Genomic DNA, 17,426 nt, shown 5'->3' on the forward strand with positions numbered 1-17,426 from the left:
CTTTTTTTATCGCGAGGGAGAGAGGTTAGCGGCTCAGCACTGCTCGAGCGCTTCGAGCGTCGCCTCGGGGGCGAGCAGGATCGAGCCATGCCGGTTGGGATAGTCGCGCGCGGCTTGCAGCACCTCGTACTCGCCGAAAGGCGCATCGGGGACGGGGCCACCCTTGAGCATCTCGGCGAGCTGATCGCGCAGCTTTGCGACCTCGTCACGCGTGCGGCCCACGGCCTGCGCCCCGAAGATCGCAGCCGAAGCCTGACCCAGCGCGCAGGCATGCACGTTCTGGCTATAGCCGGTCACGCGGCCGTCCGCGCAGGTCAGCGAGACCTCGACCGTGGAGCCGCACAGCGGCGCGCGCTTGCGCACGGTCACATCAGGCGCGGGGAGCGGATCGGTGCCCGGCATATCGGCGGCGAGCGCCAGAATACGCTGCGAATAGAGCTTGATCAGATCGGTGTCGCTCATCTCTTTCCCCTTCGGCCCGTCCGGCGTAGATAGGACCTGAGCCACAGGAAGGAAAGAGCCGATGCCATTCGATCCCGCCAGCTTGACCTATGACGCCAACGGTTTGATCCCCGCCATCGCGCAGGATGCGCTCTCGGGCGATATCCTGATGATGGCATGGATGAACGCGGAAAGCGTCGCGAAGACACTTGAAACAGGACGCGTAACCTATTGGTCGCGCTCGCGGAAATCGTTCTGGGTGAAGGGCGAGACCTCGGGCCATGTGCAGCGCCTGCGCGAGATGCGGGTCGATTGCGACCGCGACGCACTTTTGGTGCTGGTCGAGCAGGAAGGCCCGGCCTGCCACACCAATCGGCGCTCGTGCTTCTATACCGCGATCCGCGATGGCGAAGAGGTCGAGATCCTCACGCCGATGGAAGATTGAGAGCGGCCCTTCGGGGAGGATATTTCCGTCAAGAGGAAGCGGGCAGCCCGACCATGCGGCGAATGTCGTCCGGGGTGGCCCCGTCCTCGCGGTACTTCGCGATGGCGCGGGCGTCGTCGCGCTTGGCGAGGCGTTTACCATTCTCGTCGCGAATTAGGTCGTGATGGCAATAGGTTGGCTTCGGAAGTTCAAGTAGGGCTTGAAGCAGCACATGGATCTGCGTGGCGTCGAACAGGTCCGCGCCGCGCGTGACATGGGTGATGCCTTCCGCAGCATCGTCGAGCACCACGGCGAGGTGGTAGGAGGTGCCCATCTCGCGCCGCGCGAGCACGACATCGCCCACCTTGTCGATCAAATCGGCGCGGGAGACCTCATGCGTACCTTTGTGCAGCGCGCAGATTTCCTCGAAACGGATATCGCGGGCGGCGCGGGTCATGTTCAGGCGTAGCGCGCTGTCCGGCAGCGGAGCCCCGGGGCGGCGCGCGCCGCGTTCGCGGCAGGTGCCGGGATAGATCAGCCCGTCGGGCCCGTATTGCACGCCTTCCTGCGGTGCGGAGGCCGCCGCCTCGATATCGCGCCGCGTGCAGGTGCAGGCAAAGAGAAGGTCGCTTTCCCAAAGCGTTTCAAGGGTTTCGCGGTAGATGTTCAAGCGGTCAGACTGGCGCAGAATCGGCCCGTCCCAGGTCAGCCCAAGCCAGCGCAGATCGTCATAGATTTGCTCTTCCCAGTGCGGTCGCGCGCGGCTTTGGTCGATGTCTTCGATCCGCAGCAGGAACTGGCCGCCGGCCTTGCGCGCCATGTCATGCGCGAAGATCGCACTATAGGCGTGGCCCAGATGCAGCGGGCCCGTCGGCGAGGGGGCGAAGCGTGTGATCATCGACGCGCGCACCCCGCCAAATCAGCCGCCCGCGCGGCGATCCGCATGCGCCTGATAGATCAGGATCCAGGCGAGTGCGATGAACATCGGATGCGTCAGCCCGCCCGAGAAGATGATCGCCGGAATCCAGATCACGAAGACGAGGATCGCAAGGAAGATGCGTCCGATCAGCACGATAGAAAGCGGCGGCAGAAACAGGGCCAGTACGTAATTCATACAGTCTCTCCTTGCTGCGCCAGCCAGTCGCCGAAGACCGTCTTGGCGCGATCGGTATAGGCCTTGTAGCGGTCTTTGCGGCCACGCCGCCCGCCCTTGGCGTCGATCGGCGGGAAGAGCCCGAAATTGACGTTCATCGGTTGGAACGTCTTCGCCTCGGCCCCGCCGGTGATGTGGGTGATCAACGCCCCCATCGCGGTTTCGGGTCCCGGCGGCGGCAGTTCGCGGCCTTGAAGTTCGGCAGCAGCCATACGACCGGCCAGAAGCCCCATCGCGGCGCTCTCTACATAGCCTTCGACGCCGGTGATCTGACCGGCGAAGCGCAGGTTCGGGTGCGATTTCAGACGCATCTGCGCATCGAGCAGCGTCGGCGAGTTGATGAAGGTGTTGCGGTGGATGCCCCCCAGCCGCGCGAACTTGGCATCCTGAAGCCCCGGAATCATCCGGAAAACAGCGGCTTGCGCGCCATACTTCATCTTCGTTTGGAAGCCCACGATATTGTAGAGCGTGCCGAGCGCATTGTCGCGGCGCAGCTGCACCACCGCCCAGGCCTTGGTTTGCGGATCGTGTTCATTGGTCAGACCGACCGGCTTCATCGGCCCGTGGCGCAGGGTCTCGCGGCCGCGTTCGGCCATCACCTCGATCGGCAGGCAGCCGTCGAAATAGCCCGCGGTTTCGCCCTCGTGGAACTCGGTCTTGTCGGCCTCGAGCAACGCGTCGATGAAGGCTTCGTATTCGTCCTTCGTCATCGGGCAGTTGATATAGGCCGTGCGCTCTTCCTCGGTCTCGCCCTTGTCGTAGCGCGACTGACGCCACGCGACGGACATGTCGATCGTGTCGGCATAGACGATGGGTGCAATGGCGTCGAAGAAGGCCAGACGCTCTTTGCCGGTGGCTTGCAGGATCGCTTTACCCAAGGATTCCGAGGTCAGCGGGCCGGTCGCGAAGATCCATTTGCCACTTGAAGGAAGCTCGGTAACCTCTTCCTCGGTAAAGGAAATATTTTCATGGGCGCGCAGCGCCTCGGTCACGGATTGCGAAAACGCCTCGCGGTCCACGGCCAGCGCACCGCCTGCGGGCAGACGATGCTTGCGCGCCGTGTCCATGATCAACCCGTTCGCAGCGCCCATTTCCCAATGGAGCTGGCCCACGGCATTGCGCTCGTGATCGTCCGAGCGGAACGAATTCGAGCAGACCATCTCGGCATAGTTGCCGGTCTGGTGCGCAAAGGTTTCGACCTTGGGCCGCATTTCGTGCAGCACCACGCGGATGCCGGCATTCGCCGCTTGCCAGGCCGCTTCCGAGCCCGCCATGCCACCGCCGACGATATGGAGTTCTTCTGTCATGGCCGCTCATGTAGTGGTCAAAGCGGCAAAAGGGAAGGCCGATCGCAGATGCTCAGTCCAGGGCGAAGGTGCCGCGCGCGAAGAGGCCGTCGAGCGGGCGGATCGGCGCGAAGCTCTTGTTGCGCACGCCGTGGCCGCGCGAGCCGAAGCGCAATGTGAGGCCGAGGGCGAGACGGGTCTCGTCGCGGCTGTCGGGGCGGCCGGTGAAATGGGCGCGCTCGATCCGGGTGAAGAGCGTCGCGGGGCCGTCGCCCAGCCGGTGGCCTATGCCGAGTGCGGCGGTGGTCTCGCGGGAGCTGAAGGCCAATTCGGAGATGTCCACGACGGAAAGGTCTGCGGTCAGCGTCGTGCGCGGGCTGACGTCCCACAGGCCGGCGAGGCCTGCGAAGACGTAATCGTTGCTGCCGGGTTTGATGGTGCCGAGCCCGCCGCGCGCCGAGACGCTGCCTCTTGCGCCGACAGCCCACATCGCTTCCGCGCCCGCCGCATAGGCCGTCTGGCTGGCGTGGCTGGTATCGGAGACGGCGGCGAAGAGCCCGTATTTCGCGCGCTCCGTGGGCGCCATGTAGAGATGCGCCGCCAGATCGCCGCGCCAGCGCGGCCCGGCATCGTTTGCGCCGAGGTCGAGTTGCAGCCCATGCGCTGGGGTCAGGGCGAAATCGGCGCTCAGATCGGCGCGGGCGGCTCCGAAGTCGCCGCTGGTGTCCTCGATCGTCAGCTCGGCCCCGGTGAAACCGAGCGCGCTTTGGGCGAGCGCGGGGCCAGCGCTGACGGCTGCGGCGAGACAGAAAACGACGCCCCGCAGGGCAAAGACAGAAGCGTGGCGCATGATCGGACCTCGTGACGCGGTAACTGAACAAGGCCGAACTTCGCCGGCTGCGCTTCGGACCCATGCTCCGCTGCGGCTTTGATCTCTTGTGGCAGGCGGGCGGGTCTTAAGGAAGGGTTAAACTTTCTAATGGGTTAACGGCCCGGAGCGTTTCCACTCCGGGCCGTTCGATAGGGTCCGACCTTGGGATCGCGCGATTAGAAATCGTCCAGCTTGGGCCGCTTGCCGATCGAGACGTGGTCGATATCCTCCAGCGCGAAGCCCTTTATGATCGAGGGGATCATCATCGACACGAGGATGAAGATCGGCAGGCCTACGACCGTGATGACCTGTTGCAGCGCGGTCAGCCCCGCATCGCCCGCCAGTACGATCAGCATCGCCGCGACCAGCCCCTCGGCCGCGCCCCAGAAGACGCGCTGATGGACTGGGCCGGGGGTTGGCGTGCCGGTGCAGAGCATGTCGACCACCAGGGACGCCGAGTCCGACGAGGTTGCGAAGAAGATCGCCACCACGATCACCGCGATGCCCTGGACGATATGGACGAAGGGGAAATGCTCGAAGAAGGCGAACATCGCGAGCGGCACGCTATCCGAGACGGCTTGCGACAATTGCCCCGCCTGATCGCCCATCGCATCGCGTGCGGCTTGGCCGATGCCGTCGAACTCCATCGCCTGCCAGCCGAAGATCGCGAACCAGATCAGCGTGAAGAGCGAGGGTGCCAGCAGCACGCCAAAGACGAATTCGCGCACCGTGCGACCGCGCGAGATGCGGGCCACGAACAGGCCGATGAAGGGTGACCAAGTCACCGTCCAGGCCCAGTAAAATACCGTCCACGAGCCCTGCCAGCCCCAGCCGGGCGTGTCGGGGTTCTCGTTGGCCAGCATGTCGTTCCAGAAGGCCAGATGCGGCAGGTTGGTGAGATAGAGGCCGACGGTCTGCACGATCCCGCGCAGCAGGAACAGGGTCGAGCCGAAGATCAGCACGAAGACCATCAAGCCCACGGCCATGCCGATATTGATGTTCGACAGCAGCTTCACGCCCTTGTCGAGCCCCGCCACGATCGAGGTGATCGCAACGGCGGTCAGCACCGTCAGGATCGCGATCTTGACGAACGTGCCGTCACCCGTGCCCAGAAGCGCATCCAGACCGGCGGCGATCTGGCTAGAGCCGAGACCGAGCGAGACGGCGACGCCGAACAGCGTGCCGAGGATCGAGGCGATGTCGATCGCCTTGCCGATCGGCCCGTTGATGCCCTCTTTCAGCAGCGGATAGAACACCGACGACACCCGCACCGGCAGGTCGTAGCGGTTGATGAAATAGGCGAACCCCAGACCGGGCAGCGTGAAGATCGTCCAGGTATGCAGGCCGAGGTGATAGACCGCGATGGAGATCGCGTCTTTCGCGGCCTCGTCGGAATAGGGCGCGACGCCCGGCAGCGGCGGCTTGGAGAAATGGCTGATCGGCTCGGCCACGCCCCAGAACATCAGCACCGTGCCGATGCCGCCCGCGAACAGCATCGTGAACCATGACAGATTGCCGTATTCCGGGCGGCTGTCCTTGGGCCCGAGCCGGATATGGCCGTGGCGCGAGATCGCGGCCCAGATCAGGAAGCCCAGCCAGACATTGACGCCGAGAATGAAGAACCAGCCGAGATTGGCGACGATCCAAGAACGGCCCGTGGCGAACGCATCGCCAATCGGGCCGGGAAAGATGACAAGTGCGAGCACGAAGAGGATCGTGAAGCCTGCCGATACGAAGAAAATGGTCGGGTCGGTTCTCAGACCGAGCCTGTCTGCAAAGGCTTTCATGAAACTCTCCCTGTTTCTAATAGTGCAACCGCAACGGGTGGCTTCAGGGGTGGTTCCGCGCAGAAGGGGCATTGGAGGAAAGAAAAAATGGAAACCGCCCGGCGCGTGGCCGGGCCGCAACATCGGATCCCGTCTGTAATCAGAAGCTGGGTCGGTAGCGGAACAGCTTCTTGTTCCAGCCTTTGTAGGGCGCCACGCGCCCGCCGAAGTTCCAGACGTCGAACCCGTGCTGTAACAAGAAAAAGCCCCCGTCCTTGCGGAGCGGGGGCTCGATTTCATTGCTTTTTGCGAAGCCGTTCCGAATTGGGAACAGCCTCGGCGGTTCAGCTTTCGCTATCCGGCGTGCCGCCGTCACCCGACGTGTCGGGCGCGTCGGGCGCATCGGTCGACCCTTCGGCCTCCGGATCCAGATCGTCGTCATCGCCCTGATCGGCGATCCGCGCGACCGAGACCACGACTTCGCCCTTGGCGGTGTTGAACACACGCACGCCACCGGCGGAGCGTGAGCGGAAGGAGATGTCTTCCACCGGGCAGCGGATCGACTGACCCGTCGAGGTGGCCAGCATGATCTGATCGCTCATCTCGACCGGGAAGGAGGCCACAAGCGGGCCGCCCCGCATCGCCTTGTCGATCGCGGTCACGCCCTGACCGCCGCGACCGCGGGTCGGGTAGTCATGGCTCGACGAGATCTTGCCCGAGCCTTTCGACGTGATCGTCAGGATCAGATCCTCGGCGGCGGACATTTCGGCATAGCGCTCGGTGCTCAGCTGACCCTCGGCCACGGCTTCCTCGTCCTCGTCGGGCTCGACCTCGTCCTCGGTCACGCCCGCCATCAGGCGACGTTGCTTGAGATAGGCCGCGCGCTCTTCCGAACTGGCCTCGAAGTGGCGGATGATCGACATCGAGACGACCTCGTCATCGCCCTTGAGCTTGATGCCGCGCACACCCACCGAGTTGCGCGAGTTGAACACGCGCACTTCCGGCACGGGGAAGCGGATCGCGCGCCCGCTGGCGGTGACCAGCATCACGTCATCGTCCTCGGAGCAGATGCGCGCGTTGATCAGGCGCATCCCTTCGTTCTCGTCCTCGAATTTCATCGCGATCTTGCCGTTGCGCATGACGTTGGTGAAATCCGACAGGCGGTTGCGGCGCACGGTGCCCTTGGAGGTCGCGAAGACCATCTGCAGGTCGTCCCATTCCGCCTCGTCGCGATCGACCGGCGTGATCGCCGCGATCGAGACGCCGGTGGGGATCGGCAGGATGTTGACGATCGCCTTGCCCTTGGACTGGCGCGAGCCGAGCGGCAGCTGCCAGCACTTCATCTTGTAGACCATACCGCCGGTCGTGAAGAACAGAAGCTGCGTATGGGTGTTGGCGACGAACAGCGTGGTGACTGTGTCGTCATCCTTCAGCGCGCCGCCGGAAAGGCCCTTGCCGCCGCGCTTCTGCGAGCGGAAATCGGCGAGCGGCGTGCGCTTGATGTAGCCGCCCTGCGTGACGGTCACGACCATGTCTTCGCGCTCGATCAGGTCTTCGTCGGCCATGTCGCCGGCCCAGTCGATGATCTCGGTGCGGCGCGGCACGGCAAACAGCTCGCGCACTTCGCGCAGCTCGTCGGCGATGATCGCCATGATCCGCTCGCGCGAGGCGAGGATGGCGAGGTATTCGCGGATCTTCTCGGCCAGTTGGGCGAGTTCGTCCGTGACTTCCTTCACCCCGATCTGGGTCAGACGCTGCAGGCGCAGATCGAGGATCGCGCGTGCCTGCGTCTCGGACAGGTTGTAGGTGCCGTCGTCGTTGACCGGATGCAGCGGATCGTCGATCAGCTTGAGATATTCGACGATGTCATGCGCGGGCCAGCGGCGCTCCATCAGGCGGGCGCGGGCCTCTGCCGCATCGGCCGAGGAGCGGATGGTGGCCACGACCTCGTCCACGTTGGACACTGCCACGGCCAGACCGCACAGAACGTGGCTCCGCTCGCGTGCCTTACGCAGTTCGAACGCGGTGCGGCGCGCGACAACTTCCTCGCGGAAGCTAATGAAATAGCTGAGGAATTGGCGCAGCGTGAGCTGCTCGGGGCGGCCGCCGTTCAGCGCCAGCATGTTGCAGCCGAAGGAGGTCTGCATCTGCGTGAAGCGGAAAAGCTGGTTGAGCACCACATCCGGGGTCGCGTCGCGCTTCAGCTCGATCACGACGCGCACGCCGACGCGGTCGGATTCGTCGGCGATGTTCGAGATGCCTTCGAGCTTCTTCTCGCGCACCAGATCGGCGATCTTCTCGATCATCGCCGCCTTGTTCACCTGATAGGGAATCTCGTCCAGCACGATCGCGAAGCGGTCTTTGCGGATCTCTTCCACGCGGGTCTTCGCCCGGATGATGACCGAGCCGCGCCCTTCGAGGTAGGCCTTGCGTGCGCCACCACGGCCCATGATCAGGCCGCCGGTGGGGAAGTCGGGGGCGGGGACGATCTCCATGATCGCCTCGTCCGACATGTCGGGGTTGTCGATCAGCGCCAGCGTCGCGTCGCAGACCTCGCCGAGGTTATGCGGCGGGATGTTGGTCGCCATGCCGACCGCGATGCCGCCCGCGCCGTTGACCAGCATGTTCGGGAAGCGTGCGGGCAGAACCGTCGGTTCTTCCTGCTTGCCGTCGTAGTTGTCCTGGAAATCGACCGTGTCTTTCTCGATATCGGCGAGAATGTAATTGGCCGGTTTCGCCATGCGCACTTCGGTGTAGCGCATCGCTGCGGCGTTATCGCCATCCATCGAGCCGAAGTTGCCCTGACCGTCGAGCAGCGGCAGCGACATCGAGAAGGGCTGCGCCATCCGCACCAACGCGTCGTAGATCGCGGCGTCGCCATGCGGGTGATACTGACCCATCACGTCGCCGACCGGACGTGCCGATTTGCGATAGGGCTTGTCGAACGTGTTCCCGGTCTCGTGCATCGCGAAGAGAATGCGCCGGTGAACGGGCTTCAGACCATCGCGCAGATCGGGGATCGCGCGGCTCACGATCACGCTCATCGCGTAATCGAGATAGGCGGTTTTCATCTCGTCCGCGATGGACACAGTGGGGCCGAGATAAGCGGGCCGCCCGGGGCCTTCTTCTTCGGTTTCCGGCGGTTCAGGAGTGTCGGTCACGCGCGCCTCGATATTCTAGATATTGTTGTGGAACCTTATAAAGGCCGCAAGCGGCGGGTGCAATCATGGAGAAGGCCCCGGCGGGTGCGCGGGGCCTTCTTCGTGACGTCAGCTTGCGGTGTTCCGGTGCGGCGCGGGCCGCAACCGATCACGCTTCGCGCGCGGCGCGCTTACGCTCGTGCGGATCGAGGTGCAGTTTGCGCAGGCGGATCGATTTCGGCGTGACCTCGACGAGTTCGTCATCGTTGATATAGGCGATGGCTTCCTCGAGCGACATCCGCGTCGGCGGGGTCAGGCGAACCGCTTCATCCGTGCCCGAGGCGCGGACGTTGGTCAGCTTCTTGCCTTTGAGCGGGTTCACTTCGAGATCGTTCTCGCGCGAATGCTCGCCGATGATCATGCCGGTGTAGACCTGCTCCTGCGCGCCGATGAACAGCTTGCCGCGTTCTTCGAGGTTCCACAGCGCGTAGGCGACCGATACGCCATTCTCCATCGAGATCAGCACGCCCTGACGGCGGCCGTCGATCGGGCCCTTGTAAGGTGTCCAGCCGTGGAACAGGCGGTTGAGCACGCCCGAGCCGCGCGTGTCGGTCAGGAACTCGCCCTGATAGCCGATCATGCCGCGCGAGGGGACATGGGCCACGATGCGGGTCTTGCCACCCTCAGCGGGGCGCATCTCGGCCAGCTCGCCCTTGCGGTAGCCGGTCAGCTTCTCGATCACGACGCCGGAATATTCCTCATCCACGTCGATGATGACTTCCTCGATCGGCTCCATGCGCTGGCCGTCTTCCTCGCGGAAGATCACCTTGGGACGCGAGATCGACAGTTCGAACCCTTCGCGGCGCATGTTCTCGATCAGAACGCCCATCTGAAGTTCGCCACGGCCCGAGACCACGAAGGCGTCGCCGCCGGGGGTGTCCTCGACGCGGATCGCGACGTTGGTTTCGGCCTCTTTCATCAGGCGGTCGCGAATGATGCGCGACTGGACCTTCGAGCCATCCTTACCGGCGAGCGGCGAGTCGTTGATGCCGAAGGTCACCGAGATCGTCGGCGGGTCGATCGGCTGCGCGTCGATCGGGGTGTCGACTTCGGGCGCACAGAGCGTGTCGGCCACGGTCGCCTTGGTCATGCCCGCGACGGTGACGATGTCGCCTGCGACGGCTTCGTCGATCGGCTGCTGCGACAGGCCACGGAACGCGAGGATCTTGGTGCAGCGGAAGGCTTCGATGCGGTCGCCCTTGCGCGACAGCGCCTTGAGCTGATCGCCGACTTTCAGCGTGCCCGCCTCGATGCGGCCCGTAAGGATGCGCCCGATGAACGGGTCGGCCGAGAGCGTGGTGGCCAGCATCTGGAAGGGCTCGTCGGCGCGGAATTCCTGCTTCGGCGGCTCGACATGCTTCAGGATCAGATCGAACAGCGCGTCGAGGTTCTCGCGCGGGCCGTCCAGCTCTTCGTCGCACCAGCCGCCGATGCCGGAAGCGTAGAGATGCGGGAAGTCAAGCTGCTCTTCATCGGCGTCGAGGTTCGCGAAGAGGTCGAACACCTCGTCGAGCGCGCGATCGGGCTCGGCGGCGGGCTTGTCGACCTTGTTGAGCACGACGATCGGCTTGAGGCCGAGCGCGAGCGCCTTCGAGGTCACGAATTTGGTCTGCGGCATCGGGCCTTCGGCCGCGTCCACCAGCAGCACAACACCATCCACCATTGACAGGATACGCTCCACCTCGCCGCCGAAATCGGCGTGGCCGGGGGTGTCGACGATGTTGATGCGGGTGCCTTTCCACTCGACCGAGGTGGCCTTGGCGAGAATGGTGATGCCGCGTTCGCGTTCGATGTCGTTGCTGTCCATCGCGCGTTCGGCGACGGCTTGGTTTTCACGGAAAGCGCCCGATTGGCGCAGAAGCTGGTCCACGAGCGTCGTCTTGCCGTGGTCCACGTGAGCGATGATCGCAATGTTGCGAAGGTCCATGGGAGGTCGTCCTGTTCTTGAGTTGCCCCGCCCATAAAGGAAAGATCGCCTCTCGGCTAGCCCCCAGCGCGGCAATCGCGCCGCGATGCGGCATCACGTCAGTGGAAATGCGATTTCGAGAACAGGTTGATCACGATGATCCCCGTCAGAATCAGCGCGATCCCGATCAGGGCGGGCAAATCCAGCCGCTGATTGAACATCAGCCAGCCCACGCCCGCGATCAGCACCATGCCGATCCCGGACCACAGCGCATAGGTGATCCCGAGCGGCAGCACTTTCAGCACCAGCGTGAAGAAATAGAGCCCGCCGATGAAGCCCACCGCGACGCCCACCGTCGGCCAAACCTTGGTGAATTGCTGGCTCGCCTGCAGACAGGCCGAGCCGAAGGTCTCGAAGGCGACCGCGATGAGCAGGAAGAGGTAGGTGTTGAACATGCCCGGCAGTTTGCCGGATCACTCGGCGATATACCAGTCGCGACGATGGTTAATCGCGACGATGAAGTTCAGCACCAGCGCGCCCAGAAGCGAGTAGAGCACCAGCGGCGGCGCGAGGATGAAGCTCGCGATGACAAACAGGCACAGGTCATGGATCAGCTGCGTCCAGCCGGCGCGGAAGCCGAACTTGTCCTGCAAGATCACGGCGACGATGGAGACGCCGCCGAGCGAGCCCTTGTGGCGGAAGAGGCCGAGCAGGCCGACGCCCGCCGAGATGCCGAACAGCACGGCGGCCACGGCGGGGTGAATTTCCGCGACATGCAGCACGGGTTTGAGCGCCTCGGCCATCAGCGACACGAGTGTCACGGTCACGAGGCTTTTCAGCGCAAAGCCTGCACCGCGCGCGTAATAGGCGAAGGCGTAGAAGGGGATGTTGATCACGAAGAACACGACCCCGAAGCTGAACCCGGTGATATAGGACAGGATCAGCGCGGCGCCCGCGGTGCCCCCGGTCACGAGGCCCGCGGCGCGCAGCAGGTGGATTCCCAGCGCGGCTTGGGCCGCGGCCACGACGAGGCCCTGCAGATCCTCGAGCTTCGAGTAATGCGGACGGGTTGCCTCTTTGGCTGCGATCTGGTCGGCGGTGATATGTGCGTCAGTGGTCATGACCTAATAATAGGGCATAATAGCTGACCTACCAAATCGCTGGGCGCAGGTCGGCTTTGCATCGCGCGAAAGGGTCGGGGCAGGGTGCGTGGACCCGTTGCCCGCAGATCACGCCCGGATCAGGTGGCGATATAGCGGTCGCGGCGGTGGTTGATCAGGATGATCACGTTGAGAACCATCGCGCCCAGCAGCGACCACAGCACCTTGTCGAGCGGCAGCACGAAGAGCGCGAAGAGGAACACGCCGCAATCGAACAGGATCTGCGTGCGGCCCGCTTTGAAGCCAGTCTTGTCCTGCAGGTAAAGCGCCACGATCCCCACGCCGCCAAGGCTCGCCCCGTGGCGGAACAGGGCCAGAAGGCCCGCGCCTGCGGTCACGCCCGCCAGCACGGCGGCCGCGCCGGGGTGGAGGATGGCGAAGCTCAGAAGATGCGGAAAAACTTCGGTAAATCCGGACAGAAGCGCAACCGAAAGCACCGTCTTCACCGTGAACCGCGCGCCCATCCGGCGGAAAGCCAGCCAGTAGAAGGGCAGGTTGAGCGTGAAGAAGATCGCGCCGAAGCTCCATCCGGTGACGTAAGACAGCACCAGCGACAGGCCCGCGATCTGACCGGTGAACAGCCCCGCGCCATGCAGCAGCGACACCGACAGCGCCACCAGCAAGGTGCCGGTGAGAAGCCCTTGGGTGTCCTCGGGCAGAGTGTGGCGGTGCGGGTCTTGCATACGGGTGTCGCTCATGGCGCTCAGATGCCACGCGGCAACGACAAGCGCAAGAACTGAGGCGCATCGGCAACAGAGGTGCTCCAATACCTGCGGATCACAGTCGCGTGAGTTGCCGCCGCTTTCGGGATCGGGCCAATTAGCGCCATTCGCAATGCCCAAGACAAGAGGAGGGCCGCCATGATGTCATATCGCCAAGCCCTCGCATCGCAGTGCGAAACCCGTATCGGTTTTTCGGGCACCACTCGCGTCGCACGACGCCAGGACTGACCTTCCCGATACGCCCCGGGGCCTAGGCCCTACTCCCGCAAACTGACCCGATTTCCGCGTCCCGATCCTGTTGTGACGCATCCTGGCCGCGTTCTCGCGGTCCCCGTCGGGTCTTCTTTCACATCAGTAGACGAAAGGCCGGTTGCGGGGATGGTCCCGCGCCGGGACATGACATGATCCAGACTCTCGAGCGTCCGAGCGACGCATTCACCATCGAAGCCGCCATCGCCAAGTTCGGCGCAGGCAAAGTTCTCCGCGCGGCGCTGTTTGCGCTGATCGCGCGTGGTGGCAAACCGCGCCCGCTCGATGCGGGGCAGCTCAGCGACCATTTGCGTAGAGATATCGGGCTCGGGCCCGCCGAGCCTCCGCCAGAGCCGTGGAGCATGATGCGGTAAGCGAAAGGGCCGGGCGTGTGATGCGCCCGGCCCGACAAGGACATGAGGGACGCGCCCGACCTCGGGTGGGCGCTGTGCCTCGTTCGTGGTTTGTCGCTTTATTGTGCAAACCCGAATGACATGCCTGCTTGCGGAGACATCGCCAATGCGCCCTCCCGGGGGGAGGTCGGGCGCGGCCCGGGGCTGGTCGCCCCGCGCCAGAAACGAAAAAGGCGGGGATACCCCCGCCTTCCTCAACCCGTTTCGCGCGCTTTACAGCGACAGCGACTTGTTCAGGTATTCGTCGATCTTCTCGAGGAAGCCCATCGTGGTCAGCCATTTCTGATCGGGGCCGACGAGCAGCGCGAGGTCCTTGGTCATGTGACCGTCCTCGACCGCCTGCACGCAGACCTTCTCGAGCGTCTCCGCGAAAGTCTGAAGCTGCGCGTTGTCGTCAAGCTTGGCGCGGTGCTTCAGGCCACCGGTCCAGGCGAAGATCGAGGCGATGGAGTTCGTCGAGGTCTCCTTGCCCTGCTGGTGCTGGCGATAGTGACGCGTCACCGTGCCGTGGGCGGCCTCAGCTTCCACCGTCTTGCCATCGGGCGTCATCAGGATCGAGGTCATCAGGCCCAGCGAGCCGAAGCCCTGCGCGACCGTATCGGACTGCACGTCGCCATCGTAGTTCTTGCAGGCCCAGACATAGCCGCCCGACCATTTCAGCGACGACGCCACCATGTCGTCAATCAGGCGGTGCTCGTACCAGATGCCCGCTTCCTTGAACTTCTCGGCGAATTCTTCCTCGAAGACCTGCTGGAACAGATCCTTGAAGCGGCCGTCATAGGCCTTGAGGATCGTGTTCTTGGTCGAGAGATACACCGGCCAGCCCTTCAGGAGACCGTAGTTCAGCGAGGCCCGCGCGAAGTCGATGATCGACTTGTCGAGGTTGTACATGCCCATCACGACGCCCGCGTCAGGCGCCTGGAACACTTCCTTCTCGATGACTTCGCCATCGTCGCCCACGAATTTCAGCGTGATCGTGCCCTTACCGGGGAAGCGGAAATCGGTGGCCTTGTACTGGTCGCCATAGGCGTGACGGCCGACGACGATCGGCTTGGTCCAGCCCGGAACGAGGCGCGGGACGTTCTTGCAGATGATCGGCTCGCGGAAGATGACGCCGCCGAGGATGTTGCGGATCGTGCCGTTGGGCGAGCGATACATGCGCTTGAGGTTGAATTCCTCCATCCGCGCCTCGTCGGGGGTGATCGTCGCGCATTTGACGCCGACGCCGTATTGCTTGATCGCCTCGGCCGCATCGACGGTGATCTGGTCGTCGGTCGCGTCGCGGCTCTCGATGCCGAGGTCGTAATATTTCAGGTCGATATCGAGATAGGGCAGGATCAGCTTCTGCTTGATGAAGTCCCAGATGATGCGGGTCATCTCGTCGCCGTCGAGTTCGACGACGGGGTTGTCTACCTTGATCTTGGTCATGCGCGTTCCTTCCAAAATTCACGGGTTTGTGTTCCGGGGAGGCCGGGAATCGAAAGGGGCGGCCCGCGCCGCCCCTTCAGTCTCAGTGCTCTCAGCCGATGATGGCGTTGAGCGTTTCGCTCGGGCGCATCACCGCCGAGAGCTTTTTCGGATCGGCGTGGTAGTAGCCGCCGATATCGGCGGGCTTGCCCTGAACCTCTGCCAGTTCGGCCACGATCTTCGCTTCGCCGTCGGCCAGCGCCTTGGCGATCGGGGCGAATTCGGCGGCCAGCTCGGCATCGCTCGATTGCGCCGCCAGCGCGTCGGCCCAGTAACGGGCGAACCAGTAGTGGCTGGCGCGGTTGTCGGGCTCGCCGACCTTGCGCGAGGGCGAGCGATCGTTGTCGAGGATGCCCTGCGTCGCGGTCTCCACGGTTTCGCCCAGCACGCGCGCCTTGGCGTTGTCGGTCTGGTCGGCGAAGAACTTGAAGCTCTCGCCCAATGCGCAGAATTCGCCCAGCGAGTCCCAACGCAGGTGGTTTTCTTCCACCAGCTGCTGGACGTGTTTCGGCGCCGAGCCGCCCGCGCCAGTCTCGAACAGACCGCCGCCCTGCATCAGCTTCACGATCGAGAGCATCTTGGCCGAGGTGGCCAGCTCGAGGATCGGGAACAGGTCGGTCAGGTAGTCGCGCAGCACGTTGCCGGTGATCGCGATCGTGTTCTCGCCCTTGGTGATGGTCTCGAGCGAGGCAATCGTCGCCTCACGCGGGGCCATGATCTCGAACTTGTCGGCCACGCCTTTGGCCTCAAGGATCGGCTTCACGAAGGAGATCAGTTCCGCATCGTGGGCGCGGGTCTCGTCGAGCCAGAAGATCGCGCGGTAGCCGGTTGCTTTCTGACGGTCGATGGCGAGGTTCACCCAGTCTTCGATCGGCGCCTTGCGGGCCGAAGCCGAACGCCAGATGTCGCCCTTCTTCACGTCATGCGAATGCAGAACCGTGCCGTCGTCCAGAACCATCTTTACGGTGCCGTCGGCCGGGATCTCGAAGGTGGTCGGGTGCGAGCCGTATTCTTCGGCTTTCTGCGCCATCAGGCCGATGTTCTGAACGGTGCCCGCGGTGGCGGGGTTCAGTTTGCCGTTGGCTTTGAAATACTCGATCGTCGCATCATAGACCGGCGCATAGGAGCTGTCCGGGATCACGCAGACGCAGTCGTGTTCCTTGTTGTCCGGGCCCCAGCCTTTGCCGCCGGCGCGGATCAGCGCGGGCATCGAGGCGTCGATGATGACGTCGGAGGGCACGTGCAGGTTGGTGATGCCCTTGTCCGAGTTCACCATATACATCGGCGGACGCTGGTCGCGGACTTCCTCGATCGCGGCGAGGATCTCCGGCTCGCCTTTCACGCGCTCCAGCAGGTCGCCCATGCCCGAGGCCGGATCGACGCCGAGCGATTTCATCTTGTCACCGTATTTCTCGAAGACCGGCTTGAGCCATTCCTTCACCGCATGACCGAAGATGATCGGGTCGGAGACCTTCATCATCGTCGCTTTCATATGCAGCGAGAACAGGACGCCTTCGTCCTTGGTCTTCTTGATTTCCTCGGCGAGGAACGCGTCGAGCTTGTCAGCGGACATGTAGGTCGCGTCGACCACGGTGCCTTCGGGATAGCTCACGCCGTCCTTCAGAACGGTCTCGCCATCGGCACCTTCCAGAACGATCTTCGCGGTGGATGCCTTCGGCAGGGTCGCCGAGAGTTCGTTCGAGAAGAAATCGCCCTCCGACATGGTGGCCACGCGGGTCTTGCTGTCGGCGGTCCACTCGCCCATGCGGTGCGGGTTGTTCTGCGCGAATTTCTTCACGGCGGCGGCGGCGCGGCGGTCGGAGTTGCCCTCGCGCAGCACCGGGTTCACGGCGGAGCCCTTGATCGAGTCGTATTTCGCGCGGACGGCTTTTTCCGCGTCCGTCTTCGGCTCTTCCGGGTAGTCGGGCAGGGCGTAACCCTGACCCTGCAGCTCGCGCACGGCGGCGACCAGCTGCGGCACCGAGGCCGAGATGTTCGGCAGCTTGATGACGTTGGCCTGCGGCGTCTTTACGTAATCGCCGAGCCATGCCAGATCGTCCGACTGGCGCTGCTCTTCGGTGAGCGCTTCGGGGAAGGTGGCGAGGATACGGCCCGCGAGCGAGATATCCTTGGTGCCCACCGAAATCCCGGCCGCTTGCGCGAATTTGCGCACGATCGGAAGCAGCGATGCGCTCGCCAGTTCCGGGGCCTCGTCGACCTTGGTGTAAATGATGTCAGGAGTGTTCTTGTCGCTCATGGCACAGCCCTCTTCGGTTGAAGCCTCGGTTTGCTGCCTCTTACCCGATTCAGATGCGCTTGGCTAGACGGTATGCGATTGTATACGGAGGTTCCGCGAAATCCCGAAGGA

General features: G+C 63.9%; 15 protein-coding genes. 2 read left to right on the top strand and 13 right to left on the bottom strand.

All coding sequences use genetic code 11. The features are described from left to right. Positions 1-33: 33 nt before the first annotated feature. Positions 34-462, bottom strand: coding sequence for an iron-sulfur cluster assembly scaffold protein (locus tag BMI86_RS08985; protein WP_078540840.1), 429 nt, complete (start codon positions 460-462; stop codon positions 34-36). Positions 463-523: 61 nt separating this feature from the next. Between BMI86_RS08985 and hisI the strand changes: the two genes are divergently transcribed. Next, the gene (gene hisI / locus BMI86_RS08990; protein ID WP_078540842.1) at positions 524-886 is read left to right on the top strand and encodes a phosphoribosyl-AMP cyclohydrolase; all 363 of its coding nucleotides are present in this window, start codon (positions 524-526) and stop codon (positions 884-886) included. 28 nt (positions 887-914) lie between these two features. Here the strand turns inward: hisI and gluQRS are convergent, their stop codons facing one another. The 10 genes from gluQRS to BMI86_RS09040 all read right to left on the bottom strand — a co-directional run bounded on the left by gluQRS (position 915) and on the right by BMI86_RS09040 (position 12,890). Next, positions 915-1,763 carry a tRNA glutamyl-Q(34) synthetase GluQRS gene (gluQRS, locus tag BMI86_RS08995; protein WP_078540844.1) on the bottom strand — a complete coding sequence of 283 codons (849 nt, stop codon included), beginning with the start codon at positions 1,761-1,763 and terminating at the stop codon, positions 915-917. A 21-nt stretch (positions 1,764-1,784) separates the two neighbouring features. Then, positions 1,785-1,979, bottom strand: coding sequence for a hypothetical protein (locus BMI86_RS09000; RefSeq protein ID WP_078540846.1), 195 nt, complete (start codon positions 1,977-1,979; stop codon positions 1,785-1,787). Continuing rightward, positions 1,976-3,325, bottom strand: a complete 1,350-nt coding sequence (trmFO, locus tag BMI86_RS09005; RefSeq protein WP_078540848.1) for a methylenetetrahydrofolate--tRNA-(uracil(54)-C(5))-methyltransferase (FADH(2)-oxidizing) TrmFO — start codon at positions 3,323-3,325, stop codon at positions 1,976-1,978. Before trmFO ends, BMI86_RS09000 begins: the two co-directional genes overlap by 4 nt. A 52-nt stretch (positions 3,326-3,377) precedes the next feature. Further along, complete coding sequence (locus BMI86_RS09010; protein WP_078540850.1) at positions 3,378-4,154, bottom strand: hypothetical protein; 777 nt, start codon at positions 4,152-4,154, stop codon at positions 3,378-3,380. A gap of 197 nt (positions 4,155-4,351) precedes the next feature. Beyond that, on the bottom strand, positions 4,352-5,962 hold the full coding sequence (locus BMI86_RS09015) for a BCCT family transporter (RefSeq protein WP_078540853.1): 1,611 nt from the start codon (positions 5,960-5,962) through the stop codon (positions 4,352-4,354). Between the two features lie 323 nt (positions 5,963-6,285). Continuing rightward, positions 6,286-9,102, bottom strand: coding sequence for a DNA gyrase subunit A (gyrA, locus tag BMI86_RS09020; protein WP_078540856.1), 2,817 nt, complete (start codon positions 9,100-9,102; stop codon positions 6,286-6,288). 148 nt (positions 9,103-9,250) lie between these two features. After that, positions 9,251-11,068 (bottom strand): translational GTPase TypA, encoded by a 1,818-nt coding sequence (typA, locus tag BMI86_RS09025; RefSeq protein WP_078540857.1) that lies wholly within the window; start codon positions 11,066-11,068, stop codon positions 9,251-9,253. A gap of 98 nt (positions 11,069-11,166) precedes the next feature. Further along, the gene (locus BMI86_RS09030; RefSeq protein ID WP_078540858.1) at positions 11,167-11,502 is read right to left on the bottom strand and encodes an SMR family transporter; all 336 of its coding nucleotides are present in this window, start codon (positions 11,500-11,502) and stop codon (positions 11,167-11,169) included. A gap of 18 nt (positions 11,503-11,520) precedes the next feature. Then, positions 11,521-12,168, bottom strand: a complete 648-nt coding sequence (locus tag BMI86_RS09035) for a YitT family protein (protein WP_078540860.1) — start codon at positions 12,166-12,168, stop codon at positions 11,521-11,523. Between the two features lie 119 nt (positions 12,169-12,287). Beyond that, entirely contained in the window at positions 12,288-12,890 is a 603-nt protein-coding gene (locus BMI86_RS09040) for a YitT family protein (protein WP_078540862.1), read from the bottom strand. A gap of 440 nt (positions 12,891-13,330) precedes the next feature. Between BMI86_RS09040 and BMI86_RS09045 the strand changes: the two genes are divergently transcribed. Beyond that, positions 13,331-13,552: a hypothetical protein gene (locus BMI86_RS09045; protein ID WP_078540864.1), complete on the top strand. Its 222-nt coding sequence runs from the start codon at positions 13,331-13,333 to the stop codon at positions 13,550-13,552. A gap of 252 nt (positions 13,553-13,804) precedes the next feature. Here BMI86_RS09045 and BMI86_RS09050 read toward each other — a convergent pair whose 3' ends face one another. Together BMI86_RS09050 and BMI86_RS09055 are read right to left on the bottom strand one after the other, a co-directional pair. Next, positions 13,805-15,019: an NADP-dependent isocitrate dehydrogenase gene (locus tag BMI86_RS09050; protein WP_078540866.1), complete on the bottom strand. Its 1,215-nt coding sequence runs from the start codon at positions 15,017-15,019 to the stop codon at positions 13,805-13,807. A gap of 91 nt (positions 15,020-15,110) precedes the next feature. Next, positions 15,111-17,315: an NADP-dependent isocitrate dehydrogenase gene (locus BMI86_RS09055; RefSeq protein WP_078540868.1), complete on the bottom strand. Its 2,205-nt coding sequence runs from the start codon at positions 17,313-17,315 to the stop codon at positions 15,111-15,113. Positions 17,316-17,426 lie beyond the last annotated feature (111 nt).

The organism is Thioclava sp. DLFJ5-1 (assembly GCF_002020115.1).
Lineage (GTDB): Bacteria > Pseudomonadota > Alphaproteobacteria > Rhodobacterales > Rhodobacteraceae > Thioclava > Thioclava sediminum.

Excerpts from the sequence above, each read along its gene's own strand:
- BMI86_RS08985 (WP_078540840.1), bottom strand. The coding sequence starts at position 462 with ATGAGCGACACCGATCTGATCAAGCTCTATTCGCAGCGTATTCTGGCG.
- hisI (WP_078540842.1), top strand. The coding sequence starts at position 524 with ATGCCATTCGATCCCGCCAGCTTGACCTATGACGCCAACGGTTTGATC.
- gluQRS (WP_078540844.1), bottom strand. The coding sequence starts at position 1,763 with ATGATCACACGCTTCGCCCCCTCGCCGACGGGCCCGCTGCATCTGGGC.
- BMI86_RS09000 (WP_078540846.1), bottom strand. The coding sequence starts at position 1,979 with ATGAATTACGTACTGGCCCTGTTTCTGCCGCCGCTTTCTATCGTGCTG.
- trmFO (WP_078540848.1), bottom strand. The coding sequence starts at position 3,325 with ATGACAGAAGAACTCCATATCGTCGGCGGTGGCATGGCGGGCTCGGAA.
- BMI86_RS09010 (WP_078540850.1), bottom strand. The coding sequence starts at position 4,154 with ATGCGCCACGCTTCTGTCTTTGCCCTGCGGGGCGTCGTTTTCTGTCTC.
- BMI86_RS09015 (WP_078540853.1), bottom strand. The coding sequence starts at position 5,962 with ATGAAAGCCTTTGCAGACAGGCTCGGTCTGAGAACCGACCCGACCATT.
- typA (WP_078540857.1), bottom strand. The coding sequence starts at position 11,068 with ATGGACCTTCGCAACATTGCGATCATCGCTCACGTGGACCACGGCAAG.
- BMI86_RS09030 (WP_078540858.1), bottom strand. The coding sequence starts at position 11,502 with ATGTTCAACACCTACCTCTTCCTGCTCATCGCGGTCGCCTTCGAGACC.
- BMI86_RS09035 (WP_078540860.1), bottom strand. The coding sequence starts at position 12,168 with ATGACCACTGACGCACATATCACCGCCGACCAGATCGCAGCCAAAGAG.
- BMI86_RS09040 (WP_078540862.1), bottom strand. The coding sequence starts at position 12,890 with ATGCAAGACCCGCACCGCCACACTCTGCCCGAGGACACCCAAGGGCTT.
- BMI86_RS09045 (WP_078540864.1), top strand. The coding sequence starts at position 13,331 with ATGATCCAGACTCTCGAGCGTCCGAGCGACGCATTCACCATCGAAGCC.
- BMI86_RS09050 (WP_078540866.1), bottom strand. The coding sequence starts at position 15,019 with ATGACCAAGATCAAGGTAGACAACCCCGTCGTCGAACTCGACGGCGAC.
- BMI86_RS09055 (WP_078540868.1), bottom strand. The coding sequence starts at position 17,315 with ATGAGCGACAAGAACACTCCTGACATCATTTACACCAAGGTCGACGAG.